Origin of the sequence: Macellibacteroides sp. (assembly GCF_050251695.1) — a bacterium.
GTDB classification, from domain to species: Bacteria; Bacteroidota; Bacteroidia; order Bacteroidales; family Tannerellaceae; genus Macellibacteroides; species Macellibacteroides fermentans.
The window spans coordinates 15957-26483 of the sequence record NZ_JBFWMI010000030.1 but is presented as its reverse complement, the minus strand read 5'-3'; the positions used below and the strand labels follow the sequence as shown (position 1 = coordinate 26483).

At 40.4% G+C, this 10527-nt stretch carries 12 protein-coding genes; 3 read left to right on the top strand and 9 right to left on the bottom strand.

Annotated elements, in window-relative coordinates; translation table 11 throughout:
* The 5 genes from AB7E53_RS06495 to AB7E53_RS06475 all read right to left on the bottom strand — a co-directional run.
* A partial coding sequence (locus AB7E53_RS06495) for a DJ-1 family glyoxalase III (RefSeq protein ID WP_446774793.1) occupies positions 1-494 on the bottom strand: 494 nt, incomplete at its 3' end.
* A gap of 11 nt (positions 495-505) precedes the next feature.
* Positions 506-1336 (bottom strand): energy transducer TonB family protein, encoded by an 831-nt coding sequence (locus tag AB7E53_RS06490; RefSeq protein WP_079682006.1) that lies wholly within the window; start codon positions 1334-1336, stop codon positions 506-508.
* A 6-nt stretch (positions 1337-1342) separates the two neighbouring features.
* Entirely contained in the window at positions 1343-1753 is a 411-nt protein-coding gene (locus AB7E53_RS06485) for an ExbD/TolR family protein (protein ID WP_068177983.1), read from the bottom strand.
* 8 nt (positions 1754-1761) lie between these two features.
* Positions 1762-2472, bottom strand: coding sequence for a MotA/TolQ/ExbB proton channel family protein (locus AB7E53_RS06480; protein WP_079682007.1), 711 nt, complete (start codon positions 2470-2472; stop codon positions 1762-1764).
* Between the two features lie 37 nt (positions 2473-2509).
* On the bottom strand, positions 2510-3226 hold the full coding sequence (locus tag AB7E53_RS06475) for a pyridoxine 5'-phosphate synthase (protein WP_079682008.1): 717 nt from the start codon (positions 3224-3226) through the stop codon (positions 2510-2512).
* Positions 3227-3310: 84 nt separating this feature from the next.
* Here AB7E53_RS06475 and AB7E53_RS06470 point away from each other — a divergent pair, with 84 nt between their 5' ends.
* The gene (locus AB7E53_RS06470; RefSeq protein ID WP_179399394.1) at positions 3311-3970 is read left to right on the top strand and encodes a CBS domain-containing protein; all 660 of its coding nucleotides are present in this window, start codon (positions 3311-3313) and stop codon (positions 3968-3970) included.
* Positions 3971-3980: 10 nt separating this feature from the next.
* Positions 3981-4856, top strand: a complete 876-nt coding sequence (locus tag AB7E53_RS06465) for an NAD kinase (protein WP_068177970.1) — start codon at positions 3981-3983, stop codon at positions 4854-4856.
* A 55-nt stretch (positions 4857-4911) separates the two neighbouring features.
* Here AB7E53_RS06465 and mdh read toward each other — a convergent pair whose 3' ends face one another.
* The 4 genes from mdh to AB7E53_RS06445 all read right to left on the bottom strand — a co-directional run bounded on the left by mdh (position 4912) and on the right by AB7E53_RS06445 (position 8306).
* Entirely contained in the window at positions 4912-5853 is a 942-nt protein-coding gene (gene mdh / locus AB7E53_RS06460; protein WP_079682010.1) for a malate dehydrogenase, read from the bottom strand.
* A gap of 147 nt (positions 5854-6000) precedes the next feature.
* Positions 6001-7185: a class I SAM-dependent rRNA methyltransferase gene (locus AB7E53_RS06455; protein WP_179399395.1), complete on the bottom strand. Its 1185-nt coding sequence runs from the start codon at positions 7183-7185 to the stop codon at positions 6001-6003.
* Entirely contained in the window at positions 7186-7764 is a 579-nt protein-coding gene (locus tag AB7E53_RS06450; protein WP_139376537.1) for a 3'-5' exonuclease, read from the bottom strand.
* Complete coding sequence (locus tag AB7E53_RS06445) at positions 7761-8306, bottom strand: DUF5063 domain-containing protein (protein WP_446774802.1); 546 nt, start codon at positions 8304-8306, stop codon at positions 7761-7763. The genes AB7E53_RS06450 and AB7E53_RS06445 overlap by 4 nt, the downstream gene beginning before the upstream one ends.
* Positions 8307-8431: 125 nt before the next feature.
* Between AB7E53_RS06445 and AB7E53_RS06440 the strand changes: the two genes are divergently transcribed.
* On the top strand, positions 8432-10527 hold a 2096-nt coding region (locus AB7E53_RS06440), incomplete at its 3' end, for a DNA translocase FtsK 4TM domain-containing protein (RefSeq protein ID WP_446774792.1).

Sequence of the window (10527 nt, the reverse complement as noted above, 5' to 3'; positions counted from 1 at the left end):
GCTTTAAGTATGGATAGTGCAAAATGAAATACAAGTCCGGGACCTTTGCCTGTAATTACATTGCCATCTACTTCAACCGGGCCTCCGGATGGAGTGGCTTCAATAAGTTTAGGCTCAAACCCGGGATAACAGGTCACCGATTTGCCCCGTAATAAACCTAAACCGCCTAAAACCAAAGGAGCAGCGCATATGGCCGCGATAACTTTACCCTCTTTGTATTGGTTTATAAGTAGTTCTTTCAGTGGAACATGAGCATTCAGATTTGTCGCTCCGGGCATTCCTCCGGGTAAAATAAATGCATCAAAATCGTTGTAATCCATTTCATTGAATAGAACATCCGATTTCATAGAGATCCCGTGGGCACCTGTAATTGTTTTAGATCCTGTGATAGAAGAAATTGTAACATCAATACCACCCCTGCGCAATACGTCGATCGTACCGATTGCTTCAATCTCCTCAAAGCCTGTGGCTATAAAAACAACTGCTTTTTTCATATTAAATCAAATTATCTAAGTGAATATCGGTAAGTGATACTTCCACTTTGGTTATTACTTCCGGAAATACTATTAAATTTAGCTCTTCTGGCTGCTTCCAGAGCACTTTTTCTCATAGAGGCATTATCAATATTTGTCCCTTTGCCAATTTCTGCAAAAATCACATTTCCTTTCGGGTCTACTGTTATGTTTATAACAATACGGCCTTCTTCTTGTATTGTGTAGGCTGGACGGGGTAAACCACCGGCGCCAATCGAACGGCCATTCAGTGAAAACGAACCATAACCTCCTACACCATCGTTTGCTCCGTGGTCTGAGTTTCCAAAAGGACTTCCCTGATTTCCAGATCCGGTTTCTCCTGAACCCTGACTACTACCAGCGGCACTACCGGCTCCAAAAGCACCGGCAACTTTGTTTTTGATTGCAAGTTCTTTTTGACGTTGGGCATCTGCCAAGCGTTGTTGTTCTAATTTTTCCTTTTGGATGCGATCCTGTTCACGTTTGATGGCTTCCTCTTTCTTCCTTTGTTCTTCCTTTTTCTTTTTTGCTTCTGCAAGAGCAACGCTTTCTTCCACATCCTGAGTAACAAGTTCCTCTTTTGCTGTTTCTACAGCAGGCGTAGGTGGTGGAGGGGGAGTTGTTTCTTCCATAGGCTCCTGCCCGGTATTTAGCGGCTCGAATGTACCGGCGGCCTCGTCAACATTGCCGAAGTTTACCAGCACACCGCTATCCTCTTCCGGAACTACCGTGCTAAGAATTGTCAGCGATAAAACCAACAATATCAGCAGGTGAAATCCAACGGAACCTAATAGGCTATATAGATCATCTTTATTAAATTTCATACCTGTTTATCTTTGCGGACGGGTAGCAAGCACCATCTTGAATTTATTCGCGTTCGCAATGTTCAGAATTTTTACAATCTCTTTATAAGGAACAGTTTCGTCGGCATACAAGGCCACAAACATCTCAGGTTCCTTCGAATAGCTTTCCTGTAAAAAGGGAGTGATTTCATCGTAACTTACCTGTACTTCCCGTTGATTTCCAAAGGCAACATAGTAATTTAATCCCGCGTCGATGGTAAGTCTGGTAAGCGGTTTTGCTGCAGTCTGCTTTTGTGATTGCGGCAGTGTGACTTTTATCGCGTTTGGAATTACAACAGTACTTGATATCATAAAGAAAATCAGCAGCAGGAAGATAACATCTGTCATCGACGCCATACTGTAGTTTTCATTTATTTTTGTTCTTCTTTTTAATGCCATAGTTGAAGTTAATTAGCTGGTTCGTTCAACAAGTCCATAAACTCCATGGTACGAGCTTCCATTTTGTTTACAACATTATCTACTTGCGAAACCAGGTAGTTGTAAGCAAATAAAGCTATAATACCAACAACCAATCCTCCAACAGTAGTAACCAGGGCTTCATAAATACCTCCTGAAAGCAGAGATACATCTACGTTCGTACCAGCATTAGCCATATCGAAAAAGGCTCGTACCATACCTGTAACAGTACCTAAAAATCCTAACATAGGGGCTCCGGCAGCAGTAGTCGCTATTAAAGGAAACCCTTTCTCAAGTTTGGCGATCTCCAGATTACCAACGTTTTCAATCGCTACAAGTACGTCGTTCATAGGACGACCCAGGCGGCTTATGCCTTTCTCAATCATCCGTGCTGAAGGTGTATTCATGCTTCTGCATAACTTTAAGGCAGAATCTACTTTACCTTCATGTATATAGTCTTTAATACGATTCATAAAAGTTTCATCCTCTTTTCCGGCGCGGCGGATAACCATTAGCCGTTGGATAAAAATATATGTGGCAATTAATGATAGTACCAATAGTACGATCATAATCCATCCCCCTTTAATAGCAAGGTCTATGATGTTGATTTGTGCTTCTGTTGGAACAGTTACACCTGTTAGATCAGGCATTTGTTCTGCGGTTTGAGAGGCTACTGATTGTAATGAAAGTAAGATGCTCATGTGTTTCTACTTTATGGTTTAGTAATAATTAAAAGTCCTATTGCTGTAAACAGGCTTTGTAAAGAGAAATTGTTTGTTGCAATCCAAAATAAAGGGCATCGCAGATAAGTGCATGCCCGATGGACACTTCTTCTATCCAGGGAATACATTTGCTGAAGTATGCCAGATTCTCAAGGCTTAAGTCATGACCTGCATTAACTCCCAATCCCAATCCTTTGGCATATTGAGCCGCTTCAATAAACGGAGCGATAGCATTTTCTTTATTTATCGGATAGTTTGTAGCATAAGGCTCAGTATATAATTCGATCCTGTCGGCTCCTGTTTTAGCAGCAAACGAGATATTTTCAAGATCAGTCCCTACAAAGATTGAAGTGCGGATGCCATTCGAATTAAATGTATCTGCAAGTTCGCTAAGAAGTTCAAAATTGGATTTTACATCCCATCCGGCATTCGATGTAATTGCATCCGGACTGTCCGGTACCAACGTAACTTGTGTTGGTTTTACTTTAAGAACGAGGTCAACGAATTTTTCGCAGGGGTATCCTTCAATATTAAACTCTGTTTTAATAAGAGGCTTTAGTCCGTATACATCCGAGTATCGTATATGTCGTTCGTCCGGACGAGGATGGACTGTGATGCCTTGTGCCCCAAATTTCTCACAGTCCTGAGCAACTGTTAGTATATTGGGCATATTACCTCCACGCGCATTACGAATGGTGGCAACCTTATTAATATTTACACTTAAATTTGTCATTGTTTGTATATTCTTCTTCTTTCTTTCGCTACATTTGCAAAAAGTTCCTGCAAATTTAATAGTATTTAGGGAATTAACAGAACAATGTTGGTAAAAGATTTCTTAACAAAAGACATTCCCGTGTTAAAAAGTTTTGATACGGTTGAATATGGATTAGGATTGATGGATGACTTTAAAATCAAGCATCTTCCTCTTACGGAGGATGGTTTGTATCGTTGTCTGGTATCCGAAAAAGAATTGTTGTCTCTAACCGGTAGTAATTCTACGGTTGGAGAGGCAGTCGTTTTTGCACCATCAGTAACGGAAAACGGCCATTTGCTTGAGGCCTTGTCTCTTGTTGCAAGATATAGATTGAGCTTTTTACCGGTGATATCTCAGACTGGCGAATATATGGGCGGACTCACTGCCGATCGTCTGTTAAATGCATTGTCTGATACAACGCATGCTGAATCAGAAGGAAGTATCGTTATGCTGGAGATGCTCCCGCAGGATTATTCACTTTCAGATATTGCCCGCGTTATTGAATCAAATCATGCCCATGTGTTGAGCTTGCTATCCCATATGGATAGTATTACGGGAAGACTTATCATCTCAATTAAAATAGATTTGGAAGATGCTTCTCCTGTTATACGTAGTTTCGAACGATTCAACTACACTGTTCTCTTTTATTTTATGAAAAAAGGTATGGTCGACGATTTACTTGAGCAGCGAATGAGCGAATTAATGTACTACATCAACATGTAATTATCACCCTATGAAAGTTGGCGTATTTGGGAGCGAATATCAGGAAGAAAAGCAAAATGTGATTAAGCGGCTTTTTGAGAAACTGATCGAAAAGGAGGCGGAAATTTATGTAGATTATCGTTTTCATATCTTTCTGACGGATGTTTTGAATTACAGTCCGCCTATCAAGGGTGAGTTGTTTGATGATGATTTCGACCTGGATGTAGCATTGAGTGTAGGGGGAGACGGAACATTCCTACGTACGGCGGCCCGTGTAAATAAGCAGGATATACCCATTTTAGGGATTAATACCGGGCGGTTAGGCTTTTTGGCTGATGTATCTAATAATGAATTGGAAGATACCTTGGAAGAGCTTTTTAAAAACTATTATAAAATTGAAGAGCGAACCTTGTTACGGCTTCATACAGAAGAAAGGGCATACCGGGGTTATAATTACGCATTAAATGAAATTGCCATCTTAAAGAGAGATACCTCTTCAATGATTACAATCCATACCTCATTGAATAATGAGTATCTTGCCTCTTATGAAGCAGACGGACTTGTAATTGCTACTCCAACCGGTTCTACGGCTTATTCCATGAGTGTAAACGGACCAATAATCATTCCTCAAAGTAACAGTATGGTTTTAAGTCCGGTTGCTCCCCATAGTCTTAATGTGAGGCCATTGGTAATACCAGATACTTATGTTATAACCTTAGGGGTTGAAAGCAGAAGTAAGAATTTCCTTATAGCCTTGGATGGAAGATCGGAAGTTTTTCCTACAGGCATCGAATTAATTATAAGCAAAGCCGACTATACAACGAAGGTTATCAAACGATACAACCATACATTCTATAAAACCCTGCGTGATAAATTAATGTGGGGAGCAGATGTCAGGATGAAATAAAAAAAGGGAAGTGCTGATGCACCTCCCTTTTTTAGTATAAATTCTGTTCTGATAATTAAAGAACATTGATTTCTTTCAATACATCGTTTGTTTTGCGTACAGCATCTGCACTGGCAACGAACAATGCTTTTTCGGCTGCATTAAGTTCTACTTCAACGATTTTCTCAACGCCGTTGCGACCAATGATTGTTGGAACACCGATACAGATGTCGTTTTGACCATATTCGCCTTCAAGAGCAACACAAGAAGGAATAAGTTTCTTCTGGTTTTTGATGATTGATTCAACAACGAAAGCACCAGCAGCACCCGGAGCATACCATGCAGATGTACCCAATAAACCAGTCAGTGTAGCACCACCTACCATTGTAGCTTTAACTACCTTTTCTAATTCTTCTGCACTCAACAATTCGCTTACAGGAATACCTTTGTAAGTAGCAAGGCGAGCCAAAGGAATCATAGTAGTATCACCGTGACCACCAATTACCATACCTTCAACTTCGTTTGCATTGCAACCTAAAGCCTGAGACAGATAATATTTGAAACGAGAGCTATCCAAAGCACCACCCATACCGATGATACGGTTTTTAGGAATACCTAACGACTTAAGAGATAGATACGTCATTGTGTCCATAGGGTTAGAAATAACCACGATGATGGCATTTGGAGAATATGTAAGAACGTTGGTAGCTACGCTTTTAACAATGCCTGCGTTAACGCCGATCAACTCTTCGCGAGTCATACCAGGCTTACGTGGAATACCAGATGTGATAACCACAACGTCTGAATTGGCTGTTTGAGCATAGTCGTTTGTGCAACCTACTACTGTTGAATCGAAACCAAGCAATTGAGCAGTCTGCATCATATCCATTGCCTTACCTTCTGAAACGCCTTCTTTTACATCAAGCATTACAATTTCATCAGCTACTTCATTGAATGCAAGAACATTTGCGCATGTAGCACCTACGTTACCGGCGCCAACAACTGTTACTTTAGACATAATAAATAATTTTTATTGTTTTACGAAATAAAATCCATCTCTATTTGAACCGACACAAAGTTACAATCTCTTTGTGAATTAAAGAAATATTTCCATATATATTTCTGCTCCAAACTTCATAAAAAATATGAACCCCAAACAGAATTATTATTCAACGTGCAACACTAAACCTTTAAGATATTCACCTTCGGGATGATAGATGTTTATCGGATGGTCGGCTGGTTGAGTAAGCTGATGCAATATCCGTACGTTACGGCCCGATTGAGCCGCTGCACTGAATACGGCCAAACGGAAGTTTTCCTTGCTTACAACCTGAGAGCAGGAGAAGGTAAAGATGATACCGCCTGGTTTGATTTTCTCAAAGGCAATCGCATTAAGTTTTCTGTATCCTTGCAGAGCATTACGTAAAACATCCTTATGTTTTGCGAAAGCTGGAGGGTCCAGAATGATCAAGTCGTAATTGCTGCCCATTTTTTCCAAATATTTGAAGGCATCTTCGGCATAAGCCTCGTGTCTTGGGTCATTTGGGAAATTAGCCTCCACATTTTTATTTGTTAAAGCAATAGCTCTGGCCGAACTGTCTACCGAGTGAACCACTTTTGCACCGCCCCGCATGGCATAAAAAGAAAAGCCTCCGGTGTAACAGAACATGTTAAGCACAGATCTGTCTTTCGCATATTGTTGTAACAACGTACGATTTTCACGTTGGTCTACAAAGAAGCCTGTTTTCTGCCCCTTAAGCCAGTCAACATAAAACTTCAATCCGTTTTCGACGGCTATTTCTTCAATTTCGCCGCCATATAAATAACCATCCTCTGTTCCCAGGTTTGCCTTGAAAGGTAAGGTGGATTCGGATTTGTAATAAACATTACGTAAGCTTTCTCCCATTACCTTTTTCAGAGCTTCCACTATGATTGATCTGGCATGATGCATTCCAACGGAATGCGCTTGTACTACAGCTGTATGAGCGTAAACATCAATTACCAATCCGGGCAGATTATCCCCTTCTCCATGAATCAAACGATACGTGTTGTTGTAATCAGTACCAGCCAAACCTAATGATTTCCGAATGGAATAAGCTACTTCAATCCGCTCTACCCAGAAATGGATGTCGATAGGTATTTGCTTGAAAGAGAGTATGCGTACGGCAATGCTACCTATCTGGTAGTGCCCCAATGCCAGAAACTGGTTGTTTGATCCAAAAATCTCTACGATGTCTCCTTCGGCAGGTTTTCCCTGGATGGATTGTATCGCGCCCGAGAATACCCACGGATGAAAACGCAACAACGATTCTTCTTTCTTGGGTTTGAGAATAACTTTACAATAGTTCATTTATAATGCTTTCAATTGTTTGTAAATTTTAAGGCAGGCCCAGGCGTCCAATGAAGCATACTTCTTTTGCCCTTCAGACAAGATATCAGCTTCCCAATTACTGAGACGTTGGCCCTTTGATATTTTTTTATTGAAAATGATTGCATAAATCTTTTGCAGACTCGCGTCTTTTATGCCATACTTTCCAACGTAATTTTGCAGATCCAGAAATCCTTTTGGCTCAAGTTTGCTTCGTTTCTGAATGGCATTAAAGTCATCCCTTAATGAAAGCCCGATTTTTTGAATGGACGCATCAGATAAAAAATGTTCCAACGCCTCTGGGATTCCGATATGATTTAGCCTGAAAAGAAAACAGGTATCTTCCGTTGATATTTGCATCAGGGATATTTTATTAGACTGCCCTTTTTTAAAATTAGGTCTGGTCTCCGTATCAAAACCAACTTCCTTGAATGTAGAGAGATAAGATATTGCTTTTTCAGTATCCCTTTCCGTATCTACAACAATCACCCTGCCAGGAAATTCCTCGATGGGTAACAGAGACAAATCTTCTTTATTTATGGTTTGTAAAAAATCCATCATACCTCCTCGTTGATCGCTAAATTAGTCTCCTCGTCATATCTGATAGCATGTAAAGCCTTCAGAGCGTTTAATAATTGCTGACCCCAAAACTTCTGAAAGTTTTCGCGACATAATCCAATAGCTTCAGCCATTACCTCCTCATTCCCTTGCCTGAAAACCGATACGAAATTACCCGTATCCTGGTATACATCTGCAAGATTCTCTGAAATGAATGCCGCAATCGGGGTGTCACTATATTGCATGTCCGGATGAAAGGTTTCCAGATAGGTATCACTTTCGCCTAGTAGCGTCGCAATTTGGTTACGTACCAATTCGTACATATCCTCAGTAACTGTAAATTCGGGTTCAATCTCTTCTGTTTCTTCAATTTCAGGTAAAAGTGAAGCTTTAATATAGAGCAGAGGCAATAATTTGGTTGCCTTGTCTGTAAATTCAAAACTGGATAATTTACCTGCAGATTCAACAAAAGAACAGAACTCAAGTGCAACTGTTACAAATTCAATGGTATTCCTGTTATAAACAGGACTGTTTTCGTTCTCCATACGCTCTTGTTCGTTCAACGTCTAAATATAATTTGCAAAAATAGGAAATAATTATTTCCCTATCACACTTTGTTTTTATTACTTTTGCATTGTGAGATAAAATAGATCTCTTAATTTAGAATTTTATGGCAAAAAAGAGCAATACGAAGCAAACAACTGTTACACCTGGTTTCTTTACTTTACTAAAGGAGTTCTTTACCAATGAACGTACCCGTTTTATAAGCGGGCTGATTATATCCTTTGTTACTGTATATGTAGGCCTTTCACTTATATCCTTTTTCTTTACAGGAGGGATTGATCAAAGTAAAATTGACAATGTACCATTGGGGGATTTAGTGTTGAACAAGGGTTCTGTTTCAAACTGGACGGGGGTGAGAGGTGCGTATTTAGCTGATTTACTAATGAATCGCTGGTTTGGAATCTCCTCTTTTGTCATTCTATTCTTTTTAGGATCCTTGGGAGCCAAGCTGATGAATCTAAACAATGTATCGTTACTAAGACGTTTTATATTCAGTGCTACGTTATTGATCTGGGGATCTCTGTTTTTTGCTTTTGTCTTTCTAAAAGGATATGAAGACACTTTTATTTATCTGGGGGGGCAACATGGATATTACCTTTCCGAAAAAATGATTAACAATATAGGGGTACCCGGGACTTTCCTTTTTATTTTGGGAACCTTTCTTATTATAGCTGTCTTTTGTAGTAAGAGGACAATTCCATTTCTTCAGAAGTTACTCTCTTTCTCTTGGTTCAAACGACATTTTGACAAAAAGAAATCAACTTTGTCGGAATCTGTAGAAGAAGAATCCGGAGACTTAATTGCCGAATTTGATACGGAGAAGGAGTTGGAGGAGGCCGAATCTCAATTTGAAAACAAAGCTCCTGCCGAAAAAACTGTTCGTCTTACCTATGCAGACGCCATTGAAGAAGATTCCTTCGAGATTAATGTGCCTCAGGGAGAGGAGGTTTACGAGAGTTTTGCAGAACCGGTCCGGCCGTCGGAAGTGGTAGATGATGTGTTATTTACTATAGATGTTCCTACTGGAGACGACGAAGTGTATGATGGCTCGTCAATGGGAGAGTACGATCCCAAGCTTGATCTTTCACAATACCGGTACCCTACTACCGACTTACTAAAAAAATACGATGTTGGAGATCATCAGGTGGATATGGAAGAGCAAAAAGCAAACCAGACACGTATTAAAACAACGCTTGAGAACTTTGGCATCAACATTGCCTCAATAAAAGCGACTGTTGGACCTACGCTTACACTGTATGAAGTAATTCCCGAAGCAGGTGTCCGTATTTCCAAAATCAGAAATCTGGAAGATGATATTGCATTAAGTTTGTCGGCCTTAGGGATCCGTATCATTGCTCCCATGCCAGGGAAAGGAACTATTGGTATTGAAGTGCCTAATAAAGATCCTCAGATTGTATCTATGCAATCTGTCATTGCATCCCGCAAGTTCCAGGAGTGCAAATACGATCTACCGGTTGCATTAGGTAAGACTATCACCAACGAAATTTACATGTTCGATCTTTGTAAAATGCCTCACCTTCTGGTTGCCGGGGCCACCGGACAAGGTAAATCTGTTGGTCTGAATGCTATTATCACGTCATTGCTTTATAAGAAACATCCTTCAGAATTGAAGTTTGTCCTGGTCGATCCCAAAATGGTTGAATTTAGTATCTATTCTGAGATCGAGCGGCATTATCTGGCTAAGTTGCCTGATGCTGATAAGGCCATCATCACCGATTTTACGAAGGTGATCCAGACATTGAATTCGCTTTGTAAAGAGATGGACGACCGGTACGATCTGTTGATGAAAGCCCATACCCGAAACATAAAGGAGTACAATGAAAAATTTATTAAAAGACGCCTGAATCCGGAAAAGGGGCATAAATACATGCCTTATATTGTGGTGATTATAGACGAGTTTGGAGATTTGATCATGACTGCAGGAAAAGAAATAGAACTTCCGATTGCACGTATTGCCCAGAAGGCCAGAGCGGTAGGTATTCATATGGTGATCGCCACCCAGCGTCCTTCAACCAATATTATCACCGGAACCATTAAAGCGAACTTCCCGGCACGTTTAGCTTTCAGGGTATCCTCCATGATTGACTCGCGTACCATTTTAGATTCGCCGGGTGCTAATCAGCTTATTGGACGAGGTGACCTTCTTTTCTCGCAGGGTAACGACATGATTCGTGTTCAGTG

Coding starts and splice junctions, on each gene's coding strand:
- AB7E53_RS06445 (WP_446774802.1), bottom strand. CDS start 8,306: ATGGAGAACGAAAACAGTCCTGTTTATAACAGGAATACCATTGAATTT.
- AB7E53_RS06455 (WP_179399395.1), bottom strand. CDS start 7,185: ATGAACTATTGTAAAGTTATTCTCAAACCCAAGAAAGAAGAATCGTTG.
- AB7E53_RS06475 (WP_079682008.1), bottom strand. CDS start 3,226: ATGACAAATTTAAGTGTAAATATTAATAAGGTTGCCACCATTCGTAAT.
- AB7E53_RS06490 (WP_079682006.1), bottom strand. CDS start 1,336: ATGAAATTTAATAAAGATGATCTATATAGCCTATTAGGTTCCGTTGGA.
- AB7E53_RS06470 (WP_179399394.1), top strand. CDS start 3,311: ATGTTGGTAAAAGATTTCTTAACAAAAGACATTCCCGTGTTAAAAAGT.
- AB7E53_RS06480 (WP_079682007.1), bottom strand. CDS start 2,472: ATGAGCATCTTACTTTCATTACAATCAGTAGCCTCTCAAACCGCAGAA.
- mdh (WP_079682010.1), bottom strand. CDS start 5,853: ATGTCTAAAGTAACAGTTGTTGGCGCCGGTAACGTAGGTGCTACATGC.
- AB7E53_RS06485 (WP_068177983.1), bottom strand. CDS start 1,753: ATGGCATTAAAAAGAAGAACAAAAATAAATGAAAACTACAGTATGGCG.
- AB7E53_RS06450 (WP_139376537.1), bottom strand. CDS start 7,764: ATGATGGATTTTTTACAAACCATAAATAAAGAAGATTTGTCTCTGTTA.
- AB7E53_RS06465 (WP_068177970.1), top strand. CDS start 3,981: ATGAAAGTTGGCGTATTTGGGAGCGAATATCAGGAAGAAAAGCAAAAT.